The organism is Candidatus Rubrimentiphilum sp. (genome assembly GCA_035710515.1).
Classification (GTDB): Bacteria; Vulcanimicrobiota; Vulcanimicrobiia; order Vulcanimicrobiales; family Vulcanimicrobiaceae; genus Rubrimentiphilum.
In genome coordinates this window covers 30,236-56,263 of record DASTDE010000001.1, presented here as the reverse complement: position 1 = coordinate 56,263, position 26,028 = coordinate 30,236, and the positions used below count along the sequence as shown (strand labels likewise).

Annotated in this window: 25 protein-coding genes; 8 read left to right on the top strand and 17 right to left on the bottom strand. The window is 61.2% G+C overall.

What is annotated here, in order from left to right; all coding sequences use genetic code 11:
* Positions 1 to 10: 10 nt before the first annotated feature.
* Genes VFO29_00270 through VFO29_00255 form a run of 4 tightly spaced genes read right to left on the bottom strand, consistent with a single transcriptional unit; the run spans position 11 to position 3,235 of the window.
* Entirely contained in the window at positions 11 to 703 is a 693-nt protein-coding gene (locus VFO29_00270; protein HET9391941.1) for a putative N-acetylmannosamine-6-phosphate 2-epimerase, read from the bottom strand.
* Positions 700 to 1,572 carry a BadF/BadG/BcrA/BcrD ATPase family protein gene (locus VFO29_00265; GenBank protein ID HET9391940.1) on the bottom strand — a complete coding sequence of 291 codons (873 nt, stop codon included), beginning with the start codon at positions 1,570 to 1,572 and terminating at the stop codon, positions 700 to 702. The genes VFO29_00270 and VFO29_00265 overlap by 4 nt, the downstream gene beginning before the upstream one ends.
* Positions 1,569 to 1,889 (bottom strand): hypothetical protein, encoded by a 321-nt coding sequence (locus VFO29_00260; protein ID HET9391939.1) that lies wholly within the window; start codon positions 1,887 to 1,889, stop codon positions 1,569 to 1,571. Before VFO29_00260 ends, VFO29_00265 begins: the two co-directional genes overlap by 4 nt.
* Positions 1,886 to 3,235, bottom strand: a complete 1,350-nt coding sequence (locus VFO29_00255; GenBank protein ID HET9391938.1) for an FAD-dependent oxidoreductase — start codon at positions 3,233 to 3,235, stop codon at positions 1,886 to 1,888. The genes VFO29_00260 and VFO29_00255 overlap by 4 nt, the downstream gene beginning before the upstream one ends.
* A 75-nt stretch (positions 3,236 to 3,310) precedes the next feature.
* On the opposite strand from VFO29_00255, the gene VFO29_00250 reads away from it, so the two are divergent.
* The gene (locus VFO29_00250) at positions 3,311 to 4,801 is read left to right on the top strand and encodes an amino acid permease (protein ID HET9391937.1); all 1,491 of its coding nucleotides are present in this window, start codon (positions 3,311 to 3,313) and stop codon (positions 4,799 to 4,801) included.
* Here the strand turns inward: VFO29_00250 and VFO29_00245 are convergent, their stop codons facing one another.
* The 6 genes from VFO29_00245 to VFO29_00220 form a co-directional block, all read right to left on the bottom strand.
* A complete protein-coding gene (locus VFO29_00245; protein HET9391936.1) occupies positions 4,802 to 5,158 on the bottom strand; it encodes a hypothetical protein in 357 nt (118 codons plus the stop codon).
* Positions 5,159 to 5,231: 73 nt separating this feature from the next.
* Positions 5,232 to 7,328 carry a hydantoinase/oxoprolinase family protein gene (locus VFO29_00240; protein HET9391935.1) on the bottom strand — a complete coding sequence of 699 codons (2,097 nt, stop codon included), beginning with the start codon at positions 7,326 to 7,328 and terminating at the stop codon, positions 5,232 to 5,234.
* The gene (locus VFO29_00235) at positions 7,321 to 8,052 is read right to left on the bottom strand and encodes a class I SAM-dependent methyltransferase (GenBank protein ID HET9391934.1); all 732 of its coding nucleotides are present in this window, start codon (positions 8,050 to 8,052) and stop codon (positions 7,321 to 7,323) included. Before VFO29_00235 ends, VFO29_00240 begins: the two co-directional genes overlap by 8 nt.
* Positions 8,049 to 10,058, bottom strand: a complete 2,010-nt coding sequence (locus tag VFO29_00230) for a hypothetical protein (GenBank protein HET9391933.1) — start codon at positions 10,056 to 10,058, stop codon at positions 8,049 to 8,051. Before VFO29_00230 ends, VFO29_00235 begins: the two co-directional genes overlap by 4 nt.
* A gap of 122 nt (positions 10,059 to 10,180) precedes the next feature.
* Positions 10,181 to 12,184: a glycoside hydrolase family 20 zincin-like fold domain-containing protein gene (locus VFO29_00225; protein ID HET9391932.1), complete on the bottom strand. Its 2,004-nt coding sequence runs from the start codon at positions 12,182 to 12,184 to the stop codon at positions 10,181 to 10,183.
* Between the two features lie 2 nt (positions 12,185 to 12,186).
* On the bottom strand, positions 12,187 to 12,570 hold the full coding sequence (locus tag VFO29_00220; GenBank protein ID HET9391931.1) for a hypothetical protein: 384 nt from the start codon (positions 12,568 to 12,570) through the stop codon (positions 12,187 to 12,189).
* Between the two features lie 88 nt (positions 12,571 to 12,658).
* Between VFO29_00220 and VFO29_00215 the strand changes: the two genes are divergently transcribed.
* The 3 genes from VFO29_00215 to VFO29_00205 all read left to right on the top strand — a co-directional run bounded on the left by VFO29_00215 (position 12,659) and on the right by VFO29_00205 (position 14,792).
* Entirely contained in the window at positions 12,659 to 13,189 is a 531-nt protein-coding gene (locus tag VFO29_00215; GenBank protein ID HET9391930.1) for a sigma-70 family RNA polymerase sigma factor, read from the top strand.
* Positions 13,186 to 13,974 (top strand): anti-sigma factor, encoded by a 789-nt coding sequence (locus tag VFO29_00210; GenBank protein ID HET9391929.1) that lies wholly within the window; start codon positions 13,186 to 13,188, stop codon positions 13,972 to 13,974. The genes VFO29_00215 and VFO29_00210 overlap by 4 nt, the downstream gene beginning before the upstream one ends.
* A 134-nt stretch (positions 13,975 to 14,108) precedes the next feature.
* Positions 14,109 to 14,792, top strand: a complete 684-nt coding sequence (locus VFO29_00205) for a GNAT family N-acetyltransferase (protein HET9391928.1) — start codon at positions 14,109 to 14,111, stop codon at positions 14,790 to 14,792.
* Here VFO29_00205 and VFO29_00200 read toward each other — a convergent pair.
* Both VFO29_00200 and VFO29_00195 read right to left on the bottom strand, forming a co-directional pair.
* On the bottom strand, positions 14,789 to 15,541 hold the full coding sequence (locus VFO29_00200; GenBank protein HET9391927.1) for a class I SAM-dependent methyltransferase: 753 nt from the start codon (positions 15,539 to 15,541) through the stop codon (positions 14,789 to 14,791). The two genes, VFO29_00205 and VFO29_00200, sit on opposite strands and share 4 nt — an antisense overlap.
* Complete coding sequence (locus tag VFO29_00195) at positions 15,541 to 15,774, bottom strand: hypothetical protein (protein HET9391926.1); 234 nt, start codon at positions 15,772 to 15,774, stop codon at positions 15,541 to 15,543. The genes VFO29_00200 and VFO29_00195 overlap by 1 nt, the downstream gene beginning before the upstream one ends.
* Before the next feature lie 38 nt (positions 15,775 to 15,812).
* Here VFO29_00195 and VFO29_00190 point away from each other — a divergent pair, with 38 nt between their 5' ends.
* The 3 genes from VFO29_00190 to VFO29_00180 all read left to right on the top strand — a co-directional run bounded on the left by VFO29_00190 (position 15,813) and on the right by VFO29_00180 (position 19,165).
* Positions 15,813 to 17,027, top strand: coding sequence for an MFS transporter (locus VFO29_00190; GenBank protein ID HET9391925.1), 1,215 nt, complete (start codon positions 15,813 to 15,815; stop codon positions 17,025 to 17,027).
* A gap of 9 nt (positions 17,028 to 17,036) precedes the next feature.
* Positions 17,037 to 17,663, top strand: a complete 627-nt coding sequence (locus tag VFO29_00185) for a hypothetical protein (protein ID HET9391924.1) — start codon at positions 17,037 to 17,039, stop codon at positions 17,661 to 17,663.
* A gap of 74 nt (positions 17,664 to 17,737) precedes the next feature.
* Complete coding sequence (locus VFO29_00180) at positions 17,738 to 19,165, top strand: APC family permease (GenBank protein HET9391923.1); 1,428 nt, start codon at positions 17,738 to 17,740, stop codon at positions 19,163 to 19,165.
* On the opposite strand, the gene VFO29_00175 is transcribed toward VFO29_00180, so the two are convergent.
* The gene (locus VFO29_00175) at positions 19,101 to 20,312 is read right to left on the bottom strand and encodes a threonine synthase (GenBank protein ID HET9391922.1); all 1,212 of its coding nucleotides are present in this window, start codon (positions 20,310 to 20,312) and stop codon (positions 19,101 to 19,103) included. The genes VFO29_00180 and VFO29_00175 overlap by 65 nt on opposite strands.
* Positions 20,313 to 20,340: 28 nt before the next feature.
* Here VFO29_00175 and VFO29_00170 point away from each other — a divergent pair, with 28 nt between their 5' ends.
* The gene (locus VFO29_00170) at positions 20,341 to 21,558 is read left to right on the top strand and encodes an MFS transporter (GenBank protein HET9391921.1); all 1,218 of its coding nucleotides are present in this window, start codon (positions 20,341 to 20,343) and stop codon (positions 21,556 to 21,558) included.
* A gap of 3 nt (positions 21,559 to 21,561) precedes the next feature.
* On the opposite strand, the gene VFO29_00165 is transcribed toward VFO29_00170, so the two are convergent.
* The 4 genes from VFO29_00165 to VFO29_00150 all read right to left on the bottom strand — a co-directional run bounded on the left by VFO29_00165 (position 21,562) and on the right by VFO29_00150 (position 26,011).
* A complete protein-coding gene (locus VFO29_00165) occupies positions 21,562 to 21,702 on the bottom strand; it encodes a hypothetical protein (protein HET9391920.1) in 141 nt (46 codons plus the stop codon).
* A gap of 46 nt (positions 21,703 to 21,748) precedes the next feature.
* Positions 21,749 to 22,615: a carotenoid biosynthesis protein gene (locus VFO29_00160; GenBank protein HET9391919.1), complete on the bottom strand. Its 867-nt coding sequence runs from the start codon at positions 22,613 to 22,615 to the stop codon at positions 21,749 to 21,751.
* Between the two features lie 55 nt (positions 22,616 to 22,670).
* Positions 22,671 to 24,935 (bottom strand): CocE/NonD family hydrolase, encoded by a 2,265-nt coding sequence (locus VFO29_00155; protein HET9391918.1) that lies wholly within the window; start codon positions 24,933 to 24,935, stop codon positions 22,671 to 22,673.
* Between the two features lie 92 nt (positions 24,936 to 25,027).
* Complete coding sequence (locus VFO29_00150; GenBank protein HET9391917.1) at positions 25,028 to 26,011, bottom strand: NAD-dependent epimerase/dehydratase family protein; 984 nt, start codon at positions 26,009 to 26,011, stop codon at positions 25,028 to 25,030.
* Positions 26,012 to 26,028 lie beyond the last annotated feature (17 nt).

Below are 26,028 nucleotides of genomic sequence, written 5' to 3'. Positions count from 1 at the left end.
AAAGCGCGTCCTACGCGCGCGACGACCTTTTCAGGGCTTCGGCAAACTCTTGGGTCAGCCACTCTACATTTGTAATGGCCGTTCCGACGACGACGGCCTCCGCTCCGGCCTCCAGCGCCGCCGCCCCCTGCGCCGGGGAATGGACGCCGCCCTCGCAGATGACGAACACGTCGAGCTCGGCCAGCTCCCGCACCAGGTCCAACGCCGGAAGCACGCGGCCGTCCGTTTCCTTTGTATATCCGCACAGCGTGGTCGCGACGACGTCGGCGCCGGCCGCCTGCGCGGCCACCCCGTCCGCCGCCGTGGCGCAGTCCGCCATAGCCAGCGCTCCCGTCCCCTGAATCTCTGCGATGAGGTCCGCGATGCCCAAGCCGCCGGGCCGGGGCCGGCCTGTTGCATCGAACGCGACGATCTCGGCGCCGCAGCCGGCGATCTCGCGCACTTCTTGGAGCGTCGGCGTGATGTAGGGTTCAAAGCCCGGATATTCGCGTTTCACGATCCCGATGATCGGAAGGTCGACCCGCTTGCGGATCGCTTTGAGATTCGCTTCGCCGGCCGCACGAATGCCCACCGCTCCCGCTTCTTTGGCTGCAGTTGCGATCGCAGCTAGGACGTCTGGATTGTCGAGCGCGGAACCGGTGCGAGCTTGCACCGAGACGATCAAACCGCCGCGCAACTTGTCGAGGACGTTGCGATCGCTCATTGTTTGCGCGCCAGCAATAATGCGCCTTCGGCGGCGTCGTGCAGCGGTTCGATCTGCCGCGCCTCCGGCGCAGCTTCGCGCAATGCTTTCGCGATCGCGTCCTTCATGACGGAATTCTTCGAGACGCCGCCCAGAAACGCGACCGGCCCGGCCGGCAAGTCGATCCGCGCCATCGTTTTTGCTGCGAGCTCGGCCAGAGCGCGGGCGCCATCGGGCACAAAGTTCCCCGACTCGATGACCGTGCGGCCGAAACTCGCGAACTTCGTGCGCGAGATCTCGCCGGCGTAGAACGCGCGCACGAGCGCGTGCAGCGAGGGCGATTCAAAATACTGCAGCGCGATTTTTGTGAGCATATTCGTCTTGCCCGCATCATCGTCGCGGATCGCCTCGCCGAGCGCGCAGCGCGCAAACCAAAACGCACTGCCTTCATCGCCGAACAGATAGCCCCAACCACCGGCAGTAACGCTTTCACCACGCGCATTCACGCCATACGCAACCGATCCGGTTCCGGCGATCACGGCAACGCCGGGGCCGCCGTCGAATGCGCCGGCTTGCGCGATCACCGCGTCGTGCAGCAGCACGAGTTCGCCGCACGGAAATTCCGGCGCACGCCCGTAAACCCGCCCTTCATAACCGCTGATCCCAGCGACGATTCGCGCGCAACGTGCTTCCGGACCAAGTTTCGCCGCGATCGCAGCTGCGTCATAAGCCGCGCGCAAGGCGTCGCGCAAACGAGTGGACTGCGCGTCTTGCCCGATCTCGTCCGCAGCGCCGGCTTTTCCGCGTCCAAGAACGCGCCCAGTCTCGTCACCGATCACGGCGACGGTACCGCTCTGCCCCGCATCAATTCCGGCGTACAAGCTTGTCATCGTGAGGTATCGAACGACCGCGAAGCGCTAGCGAGCGGCCCTGAGGTATCGAAGAGTAAGGAAGTACCACAATCGGCGTACGCGTCCGCAGCGCGTTCACGTGCCGCGCGATGGGCAATCACCGGAATTGCACCGGTGTGCTCGAGGTGATGATAGTATTCATGCGCGATCGCGCGCGCGAGAAATTCGGCTTGCTCTTCCGGCAGCAGCCGCTCGAGCACCCGCGAGTTCACGCGAATTACGGGGCCGTCCGGATCGTACTCGGAACGCAAGACGGCCTCGCCCCAGTCGCCCAGATCGGCGATCTCAATTTTCATAAAATCACACCGTCCGCAACGAGCGCAGCACGGAGCTCCTTTGAATCCACGTCGCGCAGCCGCACGCTTTCCTTTTGCGCGAGCGCGGCGGCCGTGCCCGCAGCTTGACCGAGCGTCATCACCGTCGGCGTAAGCCGCGTCGATGCCAGCGCTTCGTGCGTCGTCGAAATGCAGCGCCCCGCGACCAGCAGCCGTTCGACCGTTGCCGGAACCAAACAGCGATACGGAATTTCATAGCTTTCTCCCGGACGCAGCCGGTGCGTCTGCGTTCCGGTTCCGGACGGATTGTGAATGTCGATCGGGTAGGCGCTGCGCGCGATTGCATCGTCGAAATGACGGGCCTCGAGCACATCTTCGCGCGTCAGCGTGTACGCACCGACGATCCGGCGCGATTCGCGAATGCCGATCTGTGTCGCGGTTGCGGCGATCCGCGAGTTCTCGAAACCCGGAACGCGCTTGCGGAAAAATTCAAAGAGTTGCATCGCTTGCAGACGCGCCGCCACTTCGGCGCGCGTCAAATCGTCGGGATCCAGCGGATCGATGTCGACAACGCGCGTCATGTTCACCGTCACCTCGTCGGGGTACGGCGTCATGAAAAACGACACGACCTCGCGCGGAACGTCAACCTCGCCCTTGCTCTGCGCGTCGTGCCAGAGATCGTAAAGACCGGCGACCGCGGTTAACGTCGACGCCGTGCGCTCGTGCGTTTTGAGCGACGTGCGCATTTGGTCGGGATGGTTGCGCAAATACGCGGCGGTTTTCGCTAAGTCGACGTGGCTCAGGCGAAAGATCAACGTCGCCGGCTGCACCCGCCCGCGTTCGTCGCCCTGCTGCGTCGCGACGCCCGCCGATGCCGCGACGTACGCATCGGCGGTCGCGTCGATCGTAACGCGCGCGCGATATTCGCGTTCGCCGGCGACGGTGGCAAAGACCGCGCCTTCGACAAATGTATCACCCTCCGCTTGCAAAGTGATGGCGCGCAAAAAATACGCGTGCAGCAATAAGTTAACGCCGGCTTCCTGCATCATTTCGAAGAGCAACGCTTTGTGAATCTCGGGATCGAAGGGCGTTATGGTCGGGACGTAGTCGGATGAATCGTGCAGATGGCCTGGGGAGCCACCCATACGCTTTAGGCGCTCGACGATCTCTTGCGCGATTCCGCCGACGATCCGCTTCTGGCCCGAGTGAAAGGTCATCCACGGTCCGACCATCGCCGCCGTGGCGGTTCCACCCAAGAATCCATAGCGCTCGACGAGCATCGTCTTCGCGCCATGGCGCGCCGCTGCAATCGCGGCGGCGCAACCCGCGTTACCACCGCCGACGACCAAGACGTCGTATTCTTTCACTCGCCGCGGCCTTCGACGCGAAAGCGCCGCCTCCGGCGACAAGGGAGTGGCAAGGCAAGGGGTAAACGGCTCCGGATGCTATCACGCGTTAAGCCTCTCGCGACCATTCTCGCCGAAGGCGCCGACCACGAACACGGACTAAAACGCTCGCTCGGCCCATGGGCATTGACTGCCATGGGGATCGGGGCGATTATCGGCACCGGCATATTTGTTTTGACCGGCGTGGCCTCGGCAACGCGTGCGGGTCCATCGTTGACGATTTCGTTCATCGTGGCCGGCATCGTCAGCGCGCTTGCCGCGCTGTGTTACGCCGAAGTCTCGAGCAAAATTCCGATCTCCGGCAGTGCCTACACATACACGTACGCAACGTTCGGAGAACTGTTGGCCTGGATCGTCGGATGGGGTTTGATCCTCGAGTATGCCGTCGGTGCAGCGACAGTGAGTGTCGGGTGGTCAGGATACTTCACCAACATCCTGCATCAGTTCGGGCTGATCATTCCGCAAGCGTGGCAGCATAGCCACTGGGATCCGACGCCGGGCATCGCAAACTTGCCGGCGGCCGCAATTATCTTATTGATAACTGCGCTGCTTGTGCGGGGCACGAAAGAATCCGGGACCGTCAACGCCTGGATCGTCACCTTCAAAGTGATCGTCGTGCTCTTCTTCATCGCGCTGGGCGTGAGCCACATCAACACCGCGAATTTCCATCTTCCGGCTGGACCGACGACGGGCGCGGGCGGGTTCTTCCCGTTCGGCTGGGGCGGTATGCTGGGCGGTGCGGCGTTCATTTTCTTCGCCTACATCGGGTTTGACGCAGTCTCGACCAGTGCCGAAGAAGCAAAAAACCCGGCCAAAGATTTGCCGTTCGGCATCTTGATGAGTTTGGCGATCTGCACGCTGCTTTACATCATCGTCGTGTTTATCCTAAACGGGATGGTGCCGTTCGATAAACTCAACGTTGCCTTTCCTGTAGCCTTTGCCATGAACTCGGTCGGACTCGCCTGGGCAGGTACGATCATTTCGTTCGGCGCCATCGCCGGCCTAACGACCGTCCTCCTCGTGATGATGTTCGGGCAGGCGCGCGTCTTTTACGCGATGTCGCGCGACAGGCTCATCCCGCCGAGCTTTACGACCATCCATCCAACGTGGCGCACGCCAATCGTATCGCAAATATTTTTCGGCGTGTGCATTGCCGCGGCAGGCGCGTTTTTTCCGCTCGGAATTCTGGGCTCGGTCACGAATTTCGGAACGCTGCTTGCGTTTATTCTGACCTCGCTCGCGGTGCCGATTTTGCGGCGGCGCCATCCCGAACTGAAAGGCGCCTTTACCGTGCCGCTGGGACCGTACTTTTTGCCTTACCTGTCAGCGGTGGCAGCGTTCGGGCTGATCATCTTCTTGAAGGTCGGTAACCCCGTGCTTTTCGGATGGTTCCCGATTGTCTGGTTCATCGGACTTATCTGGCTTGCCGGCGGGCTCTTGTTCTACTACTTCTACGGGCGCAAAAAGAGCACGGTCGCGCTCCAACTAGCCGAAGGCCTAGCGATAAATCAGCCTCGGGTGAACTAGTTATCTTCCAACCCGGCGATTGATCTCGGCGGCCACGCCGTCGGGATCGTCGTCGGTGTCGACGATCACGAACTTGTAACGTTCGTTCTGCATCTCAAGCACGACGCAGTTCCGTCCGGTTCCAAAATCCAGAAATGCCAAGCCGCCGTCCGCGACGAACGTGCCGGCTGTTTTTAACCCGGGCGCACTCGTACCGATGATCTTGCGCCACCAGTAGTCCCAGCCGTTCTCGTCTTCAACAACCGCGGACTTGATGTGCGCTAGCGGAATGCGTAGCGAGCCGTGCACCGACCAAACCTTGTCGAGATTCGACAGGTCGATGTGGACCGCGTTTCCTTCGATCGCGACGCTTGCCATACATAAAGTATCGTCCTCCGGCGGCCCTTCGTTACCTCAGGGTTCTTCGATACCTCAGAATGACAACGCTTGGTTAGGCCGGCCGCCGAGCGGTCAGAATGATCACCGGTGCGTCCGGCTCGCGCCCGGCGAGCTCTTCCTGCGCGAGCGCGACCGCTTGCTCTGCTGAAAGCAGCCCGCTGTAGTCGGCGATTCGCGCGCCGTGCAAAACGTAAAGATTCGGCATCGCCCGGCCAACGTCGCCGAAAGCCGTCGCATCTTCAATCGCGGCCGGAAGATCGTCCGCAGTCCGGCCGGCCGTTGTCAGTTGAACGGAACCATCGCGCACGATCAATCGTCCGACGCCTTTTCGATCGAGCACGCGCAGTATGCGCCCGTTTTCATAGACGGTTAATCCCGGCGTGCGCGCTACCGCGCGAACGTCGGATGCCGGCACGCGCATCAACCGCGCCGCTGCGCTAAGCCGCTCCGCTTCATCGAGAACGCCGTGCGCTGCGGTTTCGGCGAGTTCCGTCACCCCGGATGCCGTGGCGCGCACGATGTTTCGCTGCGAGTCGATCTCGACAACCGTTTCCACGCCGTCGGGCGACGCGCCGGCCGAGATAACGGCGTCTTGCGCCTCTCGCCGGATGCGCAAGATCTCGTCGGGTGTCGGGTCAACGATGGTACGTTCGACGACTTCGCGTACCAGCGCCAGCGCAACGCCGATCGGCGAGATGACTTCGGCGTCGCGCGCGAGACGAAAATCCAGTCCCGTTTTTTTCGCGGCATACGGAACGAGCGCAGCCGCGCCGCCGCCCCCTCCGACGACCACCAGCGTTTGACGATCGAGTTCGTAGTCGGCGATCAGTTCTTCGATAGTCTCAATCACTTTGCCGGAGGCGATATCGAGCAGCTCGCGAGCCAAGTCTTCGGGCGACGTGTTTAGATGTTGCGCAATAATCGCAAAGGCGCGCCGCGCCGATTCGGCATTGCCGCGCGCAAAAGCGCCTTCGGGCACGTAACCCAGCATGTTGGCGGCGCACGTCGGCGTCACGGCAATCCGCGTTCCGTCGCGCGCGCGCAAAGCGAGATAATCATCCGAATCGTGCGCCGTCGGCCGGAAACGCTCGACGGTTGCGCCATCCAGAACGTCCGCCTCGACGAAACTCGCGTACTTGAGGCCCGCGATATGCGCGGAGCGCGGACCAACGTCGGTAATTTTGTGCGCAGTCGCCCGAACGAGGCTGCCGCCCGCAATGCCAAGCGTGCGCACGTCGAGCGTTCGCAGCATCGTGCGATGTCCGCCGACGCGCGCGGGACGCATCTGCGGCATGCCGGCGCGGATCGCGGAGCAATCCGAACTCGTGCCGCCGACTTCGATAAAGATTCCGTCCGTCACGTTTTCGTACAGCAATGCCCCGGCCACGCCCGCGGCCGGGCCGGAAAGCAGCGTCAAGATCGGACGGCGTTCCATTTCGCGCGCGTCCATCACGCCGCCGTCGCTGCGCATGACCATCAGCGGCGAAGCGATCGCGGCCTGCCGAACGGCGTCCGCGGTCATGCGCGCGGTGCGCACCATCTTCGGGAGAATCGCACCGTTGATTGCGGCGGTTCGCGTGCGCGCGCGCAAGCCGTACATCGTGCTCACGTCGTGGCCGCTGGTCGCAAAGAGTCCGGCTGCGGTCGCCATCGCGACTGCCCGGCTTTCGGCTTGCGGCCGGTCGACCGAAAACGCTTGCGACGCCGCTACCACTTCCGAACCGCTTGAGCGCAGCGTACCGATCGCCTTTTCAACTGCGTTCGGATTGTGCGCCGATGCAAACACAAATGTTGGAGCGAACGGTAATCCGGGGGCGAGCTGCAATTGACCGAAACGCATTTGCCAGCGTGCGAGCGGAGCGAAACCGTTCAACAGGCCGAGCACTCCGACTTGCGCGACGTCGCCTTCGAGCAGCGCATTGGTCGCCTGCGTCGTCGAGTGCGCGATGAATGCCACTTCGCTCGGATCGATCGCATGTTCCAAGAGAAGCCGCTTTATGCCCTCGACGATGCCCGCGGCGACGCCTTCGGCCGCGCTGTGCGTCGTCGGGACCTTGATGCTCGCGACCATCTGACGCGTCTCCGAATCGATCGCCACGACGTCGGTAAACGTACCACCGACATCGACGCCGAGACGCAGTTTACGCATCGGCATAGAGGACGTAACAGACCATCGTCAGCGAGACGCGGCCGCCCTCGGCAAATCGTTCGAACAGCGCGACAGCCTCGCGGCGGAGTTCCTCCGCCTTCGCTCCGCCGTGCGGCAAGTACGAAGTAGACTCCATTCGTCCGAGCTGCTGTTGGAGATCCAAGAGTTGTTCGTACGAATGCTCGCTGCGCTTGCAACTTGCGCCGGCCAGCTGCGCGAACGTCGTCAGCGCTTGCGCGCGCCGCTGTTCGATATCCTCGATCGCGAATCGGCGAACGAGTTCTCCATACGCGGCCGCAAACGCGTGGCTCTCATCACGCTCGTACTGCACCAGCGCGATCCGCCGCCGGCTGATTCGCTTGAACTCTTCGACCGCGGTTTGCGCTTCGAACCAATGAAATGCTTGAAAGGCGCCCGCAATGTCGACGGATTTGGCCGGCAAGTGCGTATCTTCGCCCGTCCCATCGATCCACTCGATGCGAGGATCTGGTTCGGCCTGCTCCGCCATGGAATGATTGGGCTCGACCGCCAACACCGTCGCGCCGCGTTCTGCCAGCAAGCGCGCTGCGATCCCGGTGCCCGCGCCGATGTCGGCGATCGTCAGGTGCTCCGGCGGCCCTAAACCTTCGAGCAATGCGTCGAGTGCAGCCGGCGGATAACCGGGACGATTGGCGGCGTACGCACCAGCGCGTTCCGTAAAGCGCGCAGTCGGAAGATCGTTCACGTCGTGAACGGCGCGCCCAATTGCACGGCGATTATCGCGCCGCCTCGCTCCAGTTGAAAGGAGTGCGGTTTCCCATCGTAGGCGCGCGCTTGGGTTTGGTACGTGCCGTACATCCACCAATCCAAGCCGTCGAGCTTATCAACGATGTCGTTGGTGCGCATGCCGGCCGCATAGGCCGGCCCGCCGGCGCGCACATAGGCGCGCATATTCCCGTCAACGGTTTTGTACAGCGCGTAGTAATAACTCGCCGGATCGCCCGGCGCATAGGCTAACCCCTGTTGCTGCAGGTTTTCCCAGCGCTGCGGATTTGCGCGCGCCCACTCCAGCAACCGCGCGACGCCGGCGCTCGCCAGCTGCGTAACGTCTTGCGGCGATGGTTGCGCGAACACGGCATGATCGTGCCACTCCGCAACCTCCCAGCCGCCGCAATCGAAGAGCTGGACTCCGACGTCGACGTCCGTTCCTTCGGTCAGCGTGAATCGCGTGGAAGTCGCCTTCACGTAAGCGGCATACGTCTTTCCGCTGCAGTCGGCCGCGTTGGGATCGTCCTGCTGCGCAAAGACTTGCGCGGCCGCTGCGCTGCGCAGCGCGTCAACGATTGCCGGCACCGCCAGCTGCGCGTCCGCCGTGCCGTCGCTGCCCACGGCAAAGCGGCGAGCTGCGCTCGTTCCGACGAACATTCCCGGAGAACTCAACTCGGCTGCGCTGGCCGCCGGAACCACGGCCGCGAATGGCTGCACGCCGAACAGGCGCGGCGCCGACGTCACCACGACGATGCAAGCGACAATCGCAACCGCGACTTGGTAGGGCAGAGTGCGTTTGGTGATGTCGACGATCTGCACGCCGGTGAAGTTTGCAATCCAGACGTTGGCCGTATTCGTTGGGTCGCAAACATTTTGCACCTGAACGACGGCCATGACCGCGGCGACCAGAATTACGGGCGGCAGCACGTGGCCCGAAAGCAAGACCGTGAAAACCGCAATTCCAACGCCGAAAGGATTGAGCGGGCCGCGATACAGTGCGAGCGGGCTTAAGACACCGAAAATCACGACGTAGACGATCGGATTACGCAGCGCTTCCCACGTGGCGAGTGAATGGAGGGCCGCGACGAACTGCGGCTCCTGTGTCGCGTTAAAGAGCATGCCGATTCCAACGAACAACACTATCGCCGGCGCGACGTCCTCAATTCCCCGGATAGCGGCTGCGGTCAACGTTGAAATGGCTTGCGTGGGCCGGGTGGTGAGAGCGCCATAAACCGCGGATAGTGCAAACGACACGATCGGATCAACGCCCAAGGCGTAGTACAAAATGATCGGCAGAACCGGTGTTATGAGCGCGTAGAAAGGGACTCGATGTGCTTGCGGTTCATCTTTCGCCCGCACCGCCCACGTAGCGTATCCGCGCGAATTTCGAAATGAGACAAATGCGTAGATGAGCAGGGCAACGAGATCGATGACTCCCAGCACGATCGCGTATGCGTACATCTGCTGCTGGCTTACGCCGAAGAATTGCGTGTAGAACTTCCAGTTCACGATGTTAAAGATGAATCCGAGGGCAAAGGCCATCAAGAACATCGTGGCCGCAATCTTTCGCGGAACGCCGATTGTCATCATGATCGGCAGCACTATCGACCCTACCATGATGATGGCGCCCAGGCCGTTAAGCGAAACGAACAACAGCGCCACCACGGCGCTCAGCGTGAGCGCAACCGCCAACGGCTGCTCGCCGCCGAATTCGGCCGCGATGTTCACGATGCTGCGCGCGATGCCGGTGTCGAGCGTCACGCGTCCCAGCCATGCCCCAAAGATCACCGCGACGAAAACCAGGGAGAGCCGGGCGGAGCCCAGCACAACGACGGTCTTTCCGATCTCGGCGAGAGGCACGCCCGCTACCAGCGCCATGAGCACCGCCATGGCCGGCACGGCCAGAAGCGCAGGAATCTTGCGCGTGTACATCAGTGCCGCGAATATAAGGAAGACCAGGAGTATGAGCAGCGGTGCGATCATCGCGGGCCTCGACAGGCTCGGCCGTGCCCTTCGACAAGCTCAGGATGACATTTCGACAGGCTCACCATGACGCACCGGGGCTCAGGATGACACAGCTTATGGTCGCCATCACTTAGTCGTGCTCACAGTGGCACGCTCGGGTTCAGTATGACATCGAGTGGCGGCAGTGGTTTGCCCGCATTGTGGTCGAGCGCTACAGCATTAAAGCGGTCAGCGCGTTCAATATTCTGCTGCGCGGCCAGGTGGTAACGCTCCAAATTGCTTGCCAAGTGGCTCTCGCGGTTCTCATAGCGCCAAGCCGCTGCGTAGAGCGGCTCTAGCTCTTCGTAGCGATCGCGTAATTCCCAGAACCAATACTTGCACCACAGCAAGTCGCGGTCGGTGGGGCTGTGCGGTTGCCCGGTCCCCGCTTGCGCCTCGGCATAATAATCGCGAACCTCTTGCGCAGCCTGAAACTTTCGGCCAATGAAATCGTATTTTCGTGCCGCCAAGAACATGACTTGCGCCGCGTTCGCGTGCAACGGAGGCGTGTGTTGTAGCAAGTGCTGTTGCGCAACTTCCGAATCCAAACGAAGCGCGCGTATGTCCACCTTCTGCATGAAAGCGGCCGCGCGCGGGTCGAACGGGTCAGCCCAAAAAAGATAATCGCTCGAGTAACTGTACGGACCTGCCAAGCGCGCTTGGATGTCGGTGAGAGCGGCGATATCGCTTCCGTAACGCGCGTCATCCACTCCAAAAAACGCGGCCGGAAAGTCTTGTTGAAAGCGGACGGGGTCGACCGAACGGTGTTCCCAGGCATTGGCCGCGGAATAAAGCAGCGGATACCAGGTCGCTTCGAAGAGCGTCTCACCGTCGTCGTGCCAGACCGTTTGAAACAACCCCAGGACGTGCGCGTTCTTGCCTTCGTCGACGAACCGCTGTTCGTTCACGAGGGCACCGTGGATATCGGGATAGATCTGATTCCAGTTGTTCGCGCCGGGCGCGACCATCTGCTCGAGCCCGCCGGACGCAATCACGTTAATGTATTTTGTAAAGCTGTTGTCCGCCCCATAATGCCAGTTGATGATAACCGCACTTTTCGGAATCATCGACATGATCGCCGGATCTTTTTCTATCGCGTCGTCCCACAACATGACGCGCGCACCCGAAGGCGCAATGATGTTATTCATGAGCCGCACGTGCTCGGCGAACAGGCTACTGAGGCCGCGCTGCGCAGCCAGCGTTTTGCTTTGGCCCTGCCCTAAGGTTGACGTTTCGTCCGAGCCGATGTGAAAGAAGACCGGATGCGGCACGGCGGCCAGTTCGTCTTGAATCAGTTGCGTCAGGTATTCCAACGAAAGCGGCGAGGCCGGGCTGAGAAGAAAGTCGTGCTGGAACTCCGCCGCGGTCGCGTATTTCTCGAGCGCCAGCGCGCCGTGCATGTGCGCAAACGTTTGCTGCTCGGGGATGAACGTTACGTGGTAGCGCTTTGCATAGGCCGCCAACTCGCGTAATTGCGCCGGCGTAATCCCATCGAGCGGCGCGGCCAACGGGTTGCGCGGATCGACGAAGACGTGCTCCATGTACGGCGAGTAGCCGTTCATCTTAAAGGCGGCGATCGTGCGAATGCGTTCTTTAAAATATCGCATGTTCGGAAGCGGTCCGCGCGAGACGTCGTCACTCAGTACGCGCCATTTCAACGCTGGAGCATCCGTGATATCGACGCACGGCAAGAACCACTTCCCAGTGACGCGCTGCGGGAGCTGCGCGAGGGTCATCGCCGCATAGAACGCTCCATCCGAATCGCCGGCTTGAATCTCAATCGCACCATTGTGCGCGATGTGCAAGCGGTACGCTTGCGGCGGCAGCGCCGCTTGTTGGACGCTGACGTCGGATACATACGGATCGGAGACGGATCCCGGACGAATGACGATCCGAAATCCGGTGCCGCCCGTGCCTTCTTCCACGCGCCGGAACGACGGAATGCCGAGCGCTTTCCAGCGTTCGTTGATTTCATCCAGTGCCGCCGCATCGAAATCCCGTTCAACGCGCAGCGGCTCCGTCAGCGCGACGCTGCAGGGCCGCGTCTGAACCGATTGCGGAAGCGGAATTAAATGTAATGAAAGCGCCGCGGCCAGGACGAACACGACTACGGCGGCGACAGCATGGCGGCGTCGCGCTTGTCGAACGCCTCGTTAATCGCCTTCAAAGCGTCGCCGGTTTTCTCGCCGGATGCGTCGAGCAATTTCGAGGCCGCGATCAAAGCCGCGTCGGCGTCCAGCACGGCGGTAATCCGGCTTTCATCGCGATTTTCGTCGAAGATGCGAAAGGCTTCCTGATTCATGAACTCGCTGCGATACAGCACCGTGTCATACAGCTGTTTCTCGTCCGCGGACAACTGCTGGCTATCCAAGGCGGCAAGCCGTTCGCCGACATAGGAACGGACCTGCTCGTCGGAAAGCCGGCACTCCATTTCGCCTTCGCAGCCCGGAAAATCCGGAATGTCGGCGCGTATCACTTCCAATGCGCTCATCGCCCGGACCTACGACGTTCCAATCCGCAAGGCCCGCCGCGACGTTACCTGACCGGGGGAACCTCCCGATGAAGCGAAGCAAAAAGCCTTGGAAATCGCCGCCCGGCTCATGGCACGCGTGCGAACGCGCGATACAGCCGCGTTCGAAGCGCTCTACGACGCGCACCACCGCCTGGTGTACGGCATTGCCATTCGCATTCTCGGCGATGCCGGTGCTGCCGAAGACGTCACGCAGGCTGTCTTCCTTAAGATCTGGAGCGCACCCGAACGGTTCGAGAGCGGAAACTTCGCAGGCTGGATCGCGCGCGTCACGCGCAATCAGGCGCTCGACGTCCTGCGCCGCAAGTCGAATTCCGAGAGCGAGCTCAGCGAAGCCATGCCCAACAGCGATCTGCTCGAAGAGCAGGTCTTCGCCGACATCGACGCGGCCAGTGTCCGAAGCGCGCTTGAGAAGCTCCCGCCGGAACAGCGCGAGCCGATCGAACTCGGCTTCTTCGGCGGCGTCACTCACGCCGAGATCGCGCGCCGCACGGGCATTCCGCTCGGCACAATCAAGACTCGCATCCGCACAGGCCTTCGTCAGCTGCGCAGCGCGCTCGAGGGAGCCGTAACCGTATGAACGCCCACGACGTCATGCTCGACGACGTCGCGGTCTACGCGCTCGGCGCGTTGCCGCCCAAAGAAGCTGCCGCCGTGCGCGAGCATATTGCGGCCTGCGCGGAGTGCGCCGCCGAGTACCGGCGGCTTAAACCTGCCGTTGACGCGGTTGCGTATTCGGCCGAAGCCTGCCCCGACGCGGCCAGCGGCGCGGTCGTCCCCAGCCCCAGGCTCAAAGCGCGGATCATGGACCAGGTACGCCGCAGCGCGCCGCCGCGTCTTTCGAACGTCGGCGAAATGCGCGCGGTCCGCCCGATCGTATGGCCGGCCTACGCGGTCGCCGCGGCGTGCTTGGCCGTGGCGCTTATAACCACAGTTTTCAACATCTCTTTAAATGAAACGGTGCGTTCGTCCAAAGCGCAGATCGCGCAACTCGCCACGCAAGCCAAAATGCTGCATCGCGAGGTCGCCGCACAGCGCACCGAGCTGGCGGACCTCACCTCTACCGACTCGCAGCACTATGCGATCGAAGGTGGTGAAGTCGTCCGGCACGGCAACCGCCTCTATATTGCAATGGAACAGATGGGCATGCCGCCGCATGGTAAGGTCTACCAAGCTTGGGTGATGCACCGGGGCTCGGCGGCGATGGCGCCGTCGGTGACGTTTATGCCCGACCGCAGCGGTATCGCGGTCGTCCGCTTGCCCGTGCAAGCCACGAAGGTGATCGAATTGGCGGTGAGCATGGAGCCGGATGGCGGCAGCAAACAGCCGACGAGCAAGCCGACATTCGTAGTGAAGCTCAGCTGACCGGCGCGCGGCGCCTGCGGCGCGAGGACGATGCGGCCGCGCTCGCCTACCTTGACGCCTCGCCATACGAGAACGTTTTTCTGAGCTGGGCGATCGCGTCGGAGAAATTCGGATCGTACCGCTCATCGCTGTATGTGTACGCCGCCGGATCGCAAATCAGAGGCGTGGCGTTTTTTGGACGGCACGTCGTCCTGGCGGCGGATGACGGCGCGCCGGTTAATGCATTCGCGGAATTGGCGCAAACCAAAGAATCCGCGCGCATGATCGTCGGGCCGCGCCGGACTGTCGAGGCCTATTGGGACCGCGTGAAGGATCGTCACGCTACGCCGCGTCTCGTGCGTAAGAGTCAGCCGCTTCTGGTGGTCGATCGAAAAACATTACGCGGCGAAACACGCGGCGTCACGGTGCGCCGGGCGCTGCCGCGTGAATGGGAGTTGGTCGCACGCAACTCCGCTGCGATGATTCGCGACGAGCTCGGCTACGATCCGCGAGCCTCTTCGCACGAATTCGATTCGAACACGCGCACCTCGGTCGAGCGTGGCGTGTGGTGGGTCGGCGAACATGACGCCGCAATCTGCTTTTTCACCAGCGAAGGCCCGTACAGCGCGCGAACGCTCCAACTCCAAGGCATTTGGACGCCGCCTGAATTACGCGGGCGCGGACTGGCAACGGCATCGCTGCACGGTATTTGCGCCGCACTGCTCGACGAATACCCGACGCTCTCGCTCTACGTCAACGACTTCAACGCGCCCGCGCTGCGCTTGTACGGCCGCCTCGGCTTTACGCAAGCCGGCGAATTTTCGACGCTGCTCTTCTAGAGGCGCCGCAGCCGCCAAATCTGTTCCGCGGGCCACTTGCGCGCCCAGTCGCGCGACGCCGAGTCTCGATAGCTGGACTGCGCATCCGCGGGAGGGCGAAGCTCGATCAAACCTTCGATTGCAAACCCCGAACGGTGAAAAAGCCCGACCCACTCGCCATAAGGCAGCGAGAAATTGACGCTGCCGTCGGCATCGGTCATGCGGTCGTTAAAGTAATTCGCCTGCAGCTGCGCGCTGATGCGATCGTTCGCTTCGTCATAGCAAACGAAATGCAGCGGCGTCTCCGCATTAAACGCAAAGAGGCCGCCGCGCCGTAAGAGACGCGCCGCTTCCGGAACGCTTCGGACCGGATCGGTGAACGACATCGCACCGTGATCGCAAAACACAATCTCGAAGGATGCATCGGGCAAGGGGACGGATTCCGCGCTGGCGTGCAGCAGCGGGAAATCGACGCCCGCCGCGGCCATGAGCTGCCGCGCATGCGCGAGCTGCTTTTCGGAGTTATCCAATCCTACGCAACGCGCACCAATCTTCGAGAGTCCGATCGACCACCGCGCCGCACCGCAGCCGAACTCGAGAACGTCTTTTCCGCGCACGTCTCCGAGCACGCGCAGCTCGCTCTCCGGAATCGACCACACGCCCCAAGCGAGCGGCTCTTTTGCGAGTTGCTCTCCGTGCGAGGCCTCATATGAGCCGGCTTCTCGATCCCAATACGCACGATTCTTGCGTGCGTGGCCGGAGATTTCCATTACTTGGCGGCGTAGCGATATTGACCGGGCAGCCACTCGCACAGCGAGCCGTCCTTCATGACAAATGATTCGCAGCCGTCAACTTCGGGGTTGAAGTCTTCGTTGCGCTCCTTTGTCGCGGGCCAATTCACGGCCGGCTCGTTGCGGGCGGCCGCGCGCGCCTTGGTGTACGAGAACTGCGGCGTCTTCGTGAGCGGATTGAGCGCCTGCGCGAGTCGCTGTGCATCGGTCATGTAGGCGCTTTTCTGAAGCGGCGGCGAACGTTCCCGCGATGCGCAACGATCAGACTCGCCGCGTCATGTGGGCTTCGGGCTTGGGATGGGGCCTGGATGCGTTCGATTTCTATTTGTACGTCTACGCGCTGCCCGCCATTCTTGTCGCTTTCGGCTTGAACAAATCCGCCGGCGGACTGCTCGCGACGTACATGCTCGTGGCCAGCGCGATCGGCGGCATTACGATGGGAACGCTCGCGGATCGCATCGGGCGGCGGCGGGCATTGATGATCTCTATCGCATGCTATGCGTTCTTCACGTTTCTTTGCGGCTTCGCGCAGACGTACGAGCAGCTGGCGATCCTGCGCGGACTGGAAGGCTTTGGGTTCGGCGCGGAATGGGCCGTCGGTTCGGTGCTCGTGGCCGAATGGTCGCAAGCGCAGCGCCGCGGGCGGAACTTGGGCATCGTGCAAGGTTCGTGGGCCATCGGATGGCTGGGTGCGAACTTGGCATTTCAAATTGTTTTCTCGCTCAGCCCAGCGGCGGTTGCGTGGCGCTACTTGTTCTTCCTCGGAATTCTTCCCGCGCTGGCTTTGCTCTACATTCGCCGCGGCGTAGACGACCCGCCGCGCTTTCACGCGCAGTCGCAGGTTACGCTCGCGGAGATCTTTCGGCCGGCGCTGCTACGCACGACAATTCTCGCCTCGCTGTTGGCGGTCGGTGCTCAGAGCGGCTACTATGCGCTGTTCACGTGGATGCCGACGTACTTGACGACGCAGCGGCATCTGGCGGCGGTAACGAGCGGCTCCTATCTCTATCTCGTCATCGCAGGCGCATTTGCCGGCTACGTTAGCGCGGGTTATCTGAACGATCGCTTGGGACGGCGCCGCACGTTTGCACTGTTTGCAGTCTGTTCGGCGATCATGGTCCCGCTGTATCTGTACTTCGTAGCTGCGAACTGGCAGCTCATCATTGCCGGACCATTGTTGGGTTATTTCGCGTCGGGAATCTTTAGCGGCTTCGGCCCTTACTTGAGCGAGCTGTACCCGGACAGCGCGCGCGGCGCGGGGCAGGGCTTTTGCTACAATTTCGGGCGCGGCGTGGCCGGACTTGGACCGTGGCTGATCGGCTGGCTCGCGAAGGCTTACCCTATCGGCGCCGCAATGACGGTCGTCGCCGTCGCCGCGTATGCGCTCGTCGTGTTGACGCTCGCTTTCCTCCCTGAGACTGCCGGCAAGGAGCTTTCTCAGGATATTCCAGGAAAAGTGGCCTAGAACAGAGCTATGAGCAAACTTCTTATTCTCGTTGCCATGCTCGCCGCGATACCGGCGTTCGTGCTGGCGCAAGGCGCACCGCCGATGCCGCCCGGACCGAGCGGCGCGCCGTGGCCGCGTCCCGATTTTCAGATGATCCGCCAAACGATGCAACAGCGGGATGCGATGTACAAACAATTTCGCGCCAAGGTTTTGGGTGCGTTAACGCCCGCGCACCGCAATCAATTGGCGGCAGTAATCGGACAGCTCGCAATCGCCGCGAGTCCGGACCCGCAAGCGGCGATCAAGAAGATCGACGCCTTTCTTTCCAGCGGTGAGAAACAAGCGATCTTGAACGCCGAGCAATCGTTCAGAGCGCAGCAGGGGGCGCAGATGGAAGCGATGTTTGCGAAGTTCCGCGCCGCGAACCCGAATTTTCCGTCTCCGCGGCCGATGCGCAGCGGCGAGCCGAAAGAACGGCGCACGCCCGATGCCGGAGAGCTGCTCTTCAGACTCGCGACCATTGGGGGACCCGGCTTGGGCGCTCACGGCTTCATGCTGGAACGCGAACACATGGGGCCGCCCGGTGAGTTTGGACCACCCGGCGGATTTGGCGGACGCATGCGGCATCCGCGTCCATCGCCTATGCCCACGTAAGGCATCATCAAAGGGAGAGACCTCGAGCGCGCATCTTCGGATGAGCGCTCTTTGTTTTGACGAAGGGCACTCGCATGTCGGATGTTCGCGCGTTGCGGCGCGTGCTCGGCCCGTGGTCGGTGGTCGCGTTCGGCGTGACCAACCAAGTCGGCGCGGGACTCTTCTTCGTCTCGACGCAGGTTCAGCAAACCGCGCCGGGCGTCGGCGACCTTGTTCCCTGGCTCATGCTCGTCGGCGGAGCGCTCACGTTTCTGACCGTCATCGCGTACCGTTACTTCTTTTCGCACGGCTTGATCGGCGCGGGCGGCGAGTACGTGATCGTTTCGCGCACGGTAAACCCGTTCGTCGGGTTCTTGGTGACCTTTCTTGCGTGGTTCGGCATGACGGGCTCGCTCGGAACGCTCGCCTATGCCGCGCCGAAGTTTTTGGCAACCGCATTTGACGCGCCGTTTTTTTCTTCGGATGTCGGAACGCTCGTTACCGGCCTTGCCCTTTTGTGGATCGTTTGGCTGGTGCACGTGCGCGGCGTGCGTCTAGCGGCTGCGATTGCGGTGCTGTCGATGGGCGTCGTCGTCGTCGTAACGGCGGTCGTGATCGTCTTCGGTTTCGGTACCAGCCCGCAAGCGTTCTCGGCTGCGTTGACGGCGCACCTACACCTTTCGGCGGCCGGCATCACGGCGCAAGCACCCGTCCACACTGTGAATTGGGCGGCCGCGTTTGGAACCGCGCTGCCGGTTCTCTTCTTCGCGTACCTGGGACTATCGACCGCGACCCAAACCGGCGACGAGGCCGTCGACGCGCGCCGCACGTTAGGGCGCGGCGTGTTGATTGCGGTCTGCATCGTTACGGCGATCTACGTTCTGTTCACGTTCGCGATCTATCACGCCGTGCCGTGGCAAGTGATAGCGGGTCTGGCAGCCATGAAACTCACCGCCTACACGACGTCAACCGGACTGCTCGGGTTGGTCATGCCGGCTTGGCTCGCCTCGGTGGTAAATCTCGGCGTCGCCTTCATCATGGTCAAAACGTTCATCCCGCTTTTCCTGGCGCAGTCGCGCTGGATCTACGCGTGGGGCAAAGACGGCCTGGTACCCGACCGCTTCGCGCAAACGCACGAGCGGTATGCAACCCCGGTTCTGGCCTTAACGATCAGCGCGCTGCTCGCATCGCTCAGCCTGGTGGAGTCGCTGAAGCTCGGCTACGTCTTCGGCGTCGGCGTGCGCGTGTTTTCGGTAATGGGCGTCTTCTTTTTCGTCGGCTTGGGGATGCTGCTGTACTCCGCCAAGGATCGCAACCGGCTCGTGAACGCCGCCGTCGCCATCGCCATTATGGCTTTCGCGCTCTGGTTTGCCATCTCGATTGCCGTGACGACTCACACGCAAGCGTGGTACCTGCAACCGATCGTGCAGACGGCTATCGTCGCGGCGGCCGGCGTGCTTATCTATCGCTTCCGATCGCAATGGTCGCGTCCGGCGCCAGCAGCGGCAACTCCGGAACCATAACGTCGGGGTACTTCAGCCCCGTGCCGGTATTGATAGCCAGCACCGTGTCGTCGGGCTGAATCCAGCCTTGCCGGCGCAACTCGGCCGCGGCCACGATCGTCGCCGCGCCTTCCGGACACACGAACAGTCCCTCCTGCGCACCGATACGGCGCTGCATCGCGAGAATATTTTCGTCGCTGACCGCAATCGCGGCGCCGCCGCTTTCGTACAGCGCTTCAAGCACGAGAAAATCGCCCAGCGCTTTGGGCACGTTGATGCCGAAAGCAACCGTCTTTGAATCCGGCCAAAGGACGGATTCATTCTTGTGCTCTTTCCACGCGCGCACGATCGGCGCGCAGCCTTCGGCTTGCACCGCCACGAAGCGCGGCATGCGCTCGTCAAGCAATCCCATCGCCTGCAGCTCGCGCAGCGCCTTGTAGATGCCGATCAAACCGACGCCGCCGCCGGTAGGATAGAGAATAACGTCGGGAACGTCCCAGTCGAATTGCTCGACCAGTTCGAAACCCAGCGTTTTCTTGCCCTCGATGCGGTACGGTTCTTTTAACGTCGATGCATCGTACAGGCCGTGTTCGGCAATCGCCTTGGCCACAATCTTGCCCGCATCGGCGATCGAGCCGTCCACCAGCCACAGGTGCGCGCCCATCATGCTGCATTCCAGGCGGTTGATCGCCGGCGCGTTCTTCGCCATGACGATGTACGCTTCGATGCCGGCCAGGACACCGTAGGCAGCCCACGCGCCGCCGGCATTTCCGTTGGTCGGCATTGCAAAGGCTGAAACACCGAGTTCTTGCGCGCGCGAGACGCCGACCGCTGCGCCGCGGGCTTTAAACGTTCCGGTCGGCAGCAAGCCTTCGTCCTTGACGAACAGCTCGCCGATTCCAATCTCGGATCCAATCGCCGAAAGCGCTAGCATCGGCGTGAAGACTTCGCCGAAACTGATGCGGTGGTTGATGTTGCGCAACGGCAGCAACTCGCCGTACCGCCACAGTGACGGTTCGCGCCGGGCGAGATTCTCGCGGGTAAACGTCTTGGCGGCGGCCAGCAGATCGTACCGCGCCAGCAGCGGGCCGCCGCAGCTGCACAGGTGCTGCTGCTTGTCGGCGTCGTATCGGGCTCCGCACTTGGGGCACTCGAGGTGGGAGAGCATTCCCGCCATATTCAGCGAAGGGCGCGCAATGCTTTTGACGCCGCCTCGGGGGGAATCGCGCTACTTCGTTTTGGCGCTCTTCACGATCTCGATGGTTGCCGGCGCAATGCTGTACGGCGGAACGGGCGCCATCGTGCCGTACGTCGGTGGCGCCTTTGACTTGGGCCATTCGCAGCTCGGACTGATCGCGACTGCCCTCACGCTGGGCGGCCTGTTTACCGTTCCTTTAAGCGGAACGTTGTGCGATCGCTTCGGCGACAAAGCGATGCTGCTCGAAGCCGGCCTGCTGATGGGCGCCTCGATGATCGCCGCCGCGTATTTCCCGAATTATTTCTGGCTGCTCGCATGTCTGTTTCTCTATGGCGCCGGTTATGCGGCGAGCAATCCCGCAGGCACGCATGCGATCCTGGCGTTTTTTTCGCCGACGCAGCGCGGGCTGGCGATGGGAATCCGGCAAACGGGCATGCCGGTGGGCGGCGCGCTCGGCGGCCTGTTGTTTGCCGGCGTCGGATCGCGTTACGGGTACGGCGGCGCGCTGATCGCGGGCGGCGTAATCGTGCTCGTCGTTTGCACGGCTTCGGCGCTACTGTACCGTCAGCCCAAAGAGTTGTGCGGCGAACATGTTGCGGTCTCAAAGCTGCTCGAAGACATCGGGCACATCGGGAAAGATCGCCGCCTGATTCTGGTGACGCTTGCGTCGATGCTGCTCGTCTTCACGCAAACCGTGTTCATCGTCTTCTTTCCGATCACGCTAGTGCGCGGCGGCGGATACAGCCCGGAGTTTGCGGCGCTGATCTTTGCGGGCGGGCACTTGTCGGCGGGCGCGGGGCGGCTGGTTTGGGGCAGGCTGAGCGATCGGCGCTACGGAGGCAATCGAACCATACCGATGGCGTACTGCGCGATCTTCGGGGCGGGCGCGGCGATGCTGCTGAGCGGCATCGGTCACATCGGGCTATGGCTGATCTGCGTCGCCGCGGTCGGCTTAGGCTTCGCGGGCGAAGGCTGGTTCGCGTTGTCGCTTTTGGCCATGGCCGAAATCGGCGGCAAAGACCATGCCGGCGGCGCGCTCGGATTCGGAACGATGTGGATTTACGTCGCCGGCGCGATCGCGCCAATTGCTATCGGTCTGGTTATCGGTACGGCCGGTTACGCGATCGCCTGGCAATTGGCCGCGGCGGTCGCTCTGCTGGCAGCTGTGCCCGCACTCCTCGCTACAAAAGCGTTGCGAGTAAAAGCGCCGGCATAGTAACTAGTTGCTGCTGATTTTCGGGCCCCAGCCCGTAAACATTCCGCGCAGCAGTTTCACTTCTTTGAGTTCGATCGAGCTCGGCCGCGCATCGACGTCGTCGATGGCTACCTTTGTCTCACTCGTCTTTGTAATCACTTTCATGTGCATATCTTAACAGCACAAACTTAGCTGCGATATGCTTTATACCTCATGCGACAAACGTCCGATCGACGCTTCTCTTGGTTAGCAAGCGGGACAGCGCGAAGACGACCGGGCTGCCCATCACGAAGATCGCGATCAGCGAAAGGCTCGGTCCGAGCACCTGCGGCGCGCCGTTGTAGTTTGCCGGCGAAGCGTACGGATACTCAATTCCGCCGGCCAGCGGCGTGACGATGATCCCTAGGGCGAAAAGCGCATACAAGACGACCGGCAAACTCCAGAACGCCGTGGGATTGTTGGTCGCGTCGGGTTGCGGCTCTTCCGTATAGCGGCTCGCATAGATGAAGTACACGAGCATGAAAAGGAACACGGTTCCGAACCAGCCGGCATAGTTATGCAGCGGAACTCCGAAGTATGGCCCACCGGTATGCCAAATCCAGTCGCCGGATACGGTGGATTGATACGGATCCATCGCGACGTCCCAACTCACCATGATGAAACTTCCGGCCACGGCCGCGGCGAATATCGCCCACTGCCTCACCGGGGCGAGCAGCGACAGAATGATGCGACCCATCACCATGCTCGCATATCCGACTGCCAAATACCCAAGTTGGATCAGCGGCGGCACGCCGAGCAATTTTGGTCCCAGCAAGTCTGTATAATGGTAGGGACCGAAAACGAGTCCGGTGGCCACGCCGATAACTTCGGACGTGAAGCTGACGACGAAGGTGATTGCGATGAAGGCCGCGATATTGCGCCAACCAAACGCGGCCGACCCGTGCGCGACCACAAAGACCAGGCCCGCCAATAGGGTGAGCGTAGCGTTGGTGGACCCGCTTACGTGGAAGAGATTCCCGAAATCGAGGACTCCGATCACCAACAGAGCGGCAATCATGACGATGGACCGTATATTCATGCGAGCGCCTTCGAAACAGAAGCCGAAGGACCCCGCAACGGGGCCCTAGATAGCCCTAGTTGGAGACAGGGATGTTCACATAGCTATCCGTGAGCCAGCTGATTTTCAGCGGCGTCTTCGCATCCTTGACATCCTCACGGCTTACGTCACCGCCGGTCCCGTAGTTTATCTCGGCAAAAGCATTTTTGTTAACATCAAGCGTCAGCAGTAGGCGGCTTCCCTTGCTCAGTTGCCGGCTGACGACACGAGTTCGATCGAATGGAATGGTGACGACCTCTCGGGGATTTAGCAAGACACGCTTGCTCATATCGTTAGCGTAGCTCGCGCGCCCGATGAAGTACGAGAGCTGAAAGAGCTTATTGTCAGGCGTTACCTCGTACAAGACAACGCCAAAGTCGACGTCACGCTTATTAAGAATTGCGTTGATCTGTCCGCTGAACTGCCCATTCACGGAAATCGCATGATCGAGCGGGTCCGTGATAAACGTATAACCCTCGGAGAAGTCCACTTCTTTTCCGAGGATTGGAAATGGATACGAATCACCATTGTTCAGCGTTTTCCTGTCCGCAAAATCCACCGTTTCGGTGAGCGCTTCAGGTCGCACGGGTTTATTTTGCGACAAGGCAAGAAACCCCGACAGAGGCTGGTTGCTGAGATAGAATGTCATCGACGAAGTGCTCATGGCGTCTAGTTTCGGCGCGTGCCGCCACTGATTTGCGCCCATCACTTCGTAGTTGATCCGATCTGCGAGGATGGCCGGTTTGCTGCGCCCCCGCATGACATAGTCAAACCACTCAAAGGTAATTGCCGGCGTATCGATTTGAGCCACGGGATCGATCGGATAGTCTCTCAAGACGTCCTCTTTGTGAGAACGCTGCGTGCCGAGGTGATCGTAGGGCCCAATAATCAGGTAGTGCACGGCCCGGGGATTATAGGCATAGTGGTCGCGGAGGAATCCAATAGCCGAGCCCTGCCCGTCGTCGTAGTATCCCGTAAATGTCAAGACGGGAATGTTGATCTTTGCAAAATCGTCCTTATACGGGACCATCGATTGCCAGTAGGCGTCGAAATCCGGGTGACTCAGCCAGCGGTGAAACCACGGATTCGGAACGCCGGCAATAGCATCAACATCACTATATGATTTTCCCGAATGATACCACTTTGAATTCAGGCCGATAAAATGCGCATCGTTGTAGCCGGCGTCGTCGAGGTACCGGTTATTTGCGGCATAATAGATCCAAGCGTAGTTGACAAACAGCGGAATATTGTTTTCCATCGGCAATCCGTTGCCGGGATTGTTTGCCACGTAGGGCACGATTGTTTTCAGAGCGGGGTTATGCCATTTCGCAGCGGCCCACTGGGTGAAACCGTTGTAGCTTCCGCCGTACATGCCGACGCTGCCATTACTCCAGGACTGCCTTGCGATCCAATCAATCACCGCGTTGGCGTCGCGCCCATCGTATTCGTAAGGAGAGATAGGATCGGTGCTGTCACCCTTGCCCCTGCTATAGGCGGTGATGCCGATGTAGCCGCGCGCGGCAGCGTATTCGGCGTGCAGCACATCAATTGGGGGCTGCGCATAAATTGTGAAAATCAGCGCGGTGGGGCGGCGGGCCGGCCCGGCCTTTTGGCGCACCATAACCGCGCTTATCATGGCCCCGTCGCCTGTCCTAATGTGAACATGTTCTGAGATCACGAAACGACGCTCGGCATCTTGGCGCTGCAGGGGGGTCGTAAGGTCCCATATGCTGTTGAAGACCTGAGCCGCGCTGTACAGAGAGAGCAGCGTCACGACGTCGTCCGAGGCGAGCGCGCTCTTTGTCTTGAGCGAATTAATTTCATTGTGCAGGTCGAAATTCGCGACAAAATTCCAGGAATGGAGAGAGGTCACCTGACCGATGAGTTGGTCCGCGACCCACATCGCGTCCGCATCCGAGAGGGATTTGAATGTCCTACGGAACGCCAACGCATAGGCTTGGGCGAATGAGACTTTTTGCTGTGCTTCGATGAGCTTTGCGTCGACATAGAGCTTCGAAGGCGCGGCAAAAAGACTCGCGTTGCGCACGCCCCTCGCGGCCAGGACGGCCCTTAAGTCATCAATGCTTGTGCGAGCTCCGTCATAATCTCCGGCAACGATTTGGGCCGGAAACAGATTGGTCAGATAGGTTTGCCGGTCGGGTTCTTTGTACGACTCGATCGTTTGCCGCGCCAGAACAGGCATCAGTTGTGCTAATTTTGCCGGGTCCGCAAGCGAGTTGGGATCTGCGGCGGGAGCCCATTGCGCGATAAGCGTTGCGATCATCAAGAGGCGGGACAGCATTGCTTCACCTAATTCCTTAGGTCACAAGATACTGCTACAGATGCGCTTCTGTCAACAGGTCCGCTCCTCGATTTGCGCCGATGTAAAAGTTCTTAAAGCAACTTTAGAGATGAGGCGGCTTCGCGCTCGCGCTCGGGCGCGAGCCCCGCTTTAAGTGTATCAAGTTGCTTGTGCGCGGCTTGCGCCCACGCTAGCGTATCGCGCACTGTTTCAAACGGAGCGCGCGTGATGAATCCTTGGATGCCTGCGCGCGTCGTATCGCAATTCACAAGAGCCGCATACTCCGAGGAATTCGGAATCCACAAAGGCAGGTCGGCCCACGGCTCGATTCCATGGGACTCCAAGAACGCGTCCGGCGCATGCATGATGTCGACACGCGATCGGGCGGCCTTCTCGCATGCATCTAACAGTTCGCCGAAAGTTGTGCCGTCCGACGCTGTAGCGCAGTTGTACGCGCCGCCTATCCCTCTCTCGACAACGCGCACGGCAAATACAGCCAGGTCGCGGGCGTCAATGTACTGGATGCGATGCGTTCGTAGCGGCGCGAGCACCAACCCGCCCGCGTCGACGCGCAGCGGCCAGTAGGTAAATCGATCGGTCGGATCGTACGGCCCCGCAATCAAAGCAGGTCGTAATACCGTCGCGCGATGCCGGAACGTGCTGGTAACAACCGCTTCGCACAGCGCCTTCAACGCGCCATAGTGTTCGAGCGCAAAAACAGTCCGGTCGGCACCTTCCGGCAAACGCAGCAGAGGCGCATCCTCGTTTGGATGCTGTGTTTGCTCGTGATCGTAGACGGAAATGGTCGAAAAGAAAACGTATCTCCCCACCCGATCGGCAAGATAGCGCGTTGAAGTTTCGACTACATCCGGAGTGAAGCCGCACATGTCGATCACGGCATCCCAGTGGCGATTCTCGAGGATGTGAATATCGGTCGCGCGATCTCCCCGGATAGCCTCGACGCTTGCACGCGTTCGCGCCTCGGTCAGACCGCGGTTGAAGTGCGTCACGCGGTGGCCGCGCTCAAGAGAAACGTCCGTAATGTGACGCCCGACGAATTTCGTTCCGCCTACGATAAGGATATCCAGTTTAG

What these genes read in the sequence shown, in the direction of transcription:
- VFO29_00245 (HET9391936.1), bottom strand. Translation starts at nt 5,158, where the DNA reads ATGGCAAGCGTCGCGATCGAAGGAAACGCGGTCCACATCGACCTGTCG.
- VFO29_00200 (HET9391927.1), bottom strand. Translation starts at nt 15,541, where the DNA reads ATGGAAATCTCCGGCCACGCACGCAAGAATCGTGCGTATTGGGATCGA.
- VFO29_00165 (HET9391920.1), bottom strand. Translation starts at nt 21,702, where the DNA reads ATGAAAGTGATTACAAAGACGAGTGAGACAAAGGTAGCCATCGACGAC.
- VFO29_00170 (HET9391921.1), top strand. Translation starts at nt 20,341, where the DNA reads ATGCTTTTGACGCCGCCTCGGGGGGAATCGCGCTACTTCGTTTTGGCG.
- VFO29_00240 (HET9391935.1), bottom strand. Translation starts at nt 7,328, where the DNA reads ATGCGTAAACTGCGTCTCGGCGTCGATGTCGGTGGTACGTTTACCGAC.
- VFO29_00195 (HET9391926.1), bottom strand. Translation starts at nt 15,774, where the DNA reads ATGACCGATGCACAGCGACTCGCGCAGGCGCTCAATCCGCTCACGAAG.
- VFO29_00185 (HET9391924.1), top strand. Translation starts at nt 17,037, where the DNA reads ATGAGCAAACTTCTTATTCTCGTTGCCATGCTCGCCGCGATACCGGCG.
- VFO29_00270 (HET9391941.1), bottom strand. Translation starts at nt 703, where the DNA reads ATGAGCGATCGCAACGTCCTCGACAAGTTGCGCGGCGGTTTGATCGTC.
- VFO29_00155 (HET9391918.1), bottom strand. Translation starts at nt 24,935, where the DNA reads ATGCTGTCCCGCCTCTTGATGATCGCAACGCTTATCGCGCAATGGGCT.
- VFO29_00175 (HET9391922.1), bottom strand. Translation starts at nt 20,312, where the DNA reads ATGCTCTCCCACCTCGAGTGCCCCAAGTGCGGAGCCCGATACGACGCC.
- VFO29_00230 (HET9391933.1), bottom strand. Translation starts at nt 10,058, where the DNA reads ATGATCGCACCGCTGCTCATACTCCTGGTCTTCCTTATATTCGCGGCA.
- VFO29_00260 (HET9391939.1), bottom strand. Translation starts at nt 1,889, where the DNA reads ATGAAAATTGAGATCGCCGATCTGGGCGACTGGGGCGAGGCCGTCTTG.
- VFO29_00160 (HET9391919.1), bottom strand. Translation starts at nt 22,615, where the DNA reads ATGAATATACGGTCCATCGTCATGATTGCCGCTCTGTTGGTGATCGGA.
- VFO29_00210 (HET9391929.1), top strand. Translation starts at nt 13,186, where the DNA reads ATGAACGCCCACGACGTCATGCTCGACGACGTCGCGGTCTACGCGCTC.
- VFO29_00250 (HET9391937.1), top strand. Translation starts at nt 3,311, where the DNA reads ATGCTATCACGCGTTAAGCCTCTCGCGACCATTCTCGCCGAAGGCGCC.
- VFO29_00180 (HET9391923.1), top strand. Translation starts at nt 17,738, where the DNA reads ATGTCGGATGTTCGCGCGTTGCGGCGCGTGCTCGGCCCGTGGTCGGTG.
- VFO29_00265 (HET9391940.1), bottom strand. Translation starts at nt 1,572, where the DNA reads ATGACAAGCTTGTACGCCGGAATTGATGCGGGGCAGAGCGGTACCGTC.
- VFO29_00190 (HET9391925.1), top strand. Translation starts at nt 15,813, where the DNA reads ATGCGCAACGATCAGACTCGCCGCGTCATGTGGGCTTCGGGCTTGGGA.
- VFO29_00220 (HET9391931.1), bottom strand. Translation starts at nt 12,570, where the DNA reads ATGAGCGCATTGGAAGTGATACGCGCCGACATTCCGGATTTTCCGGGC.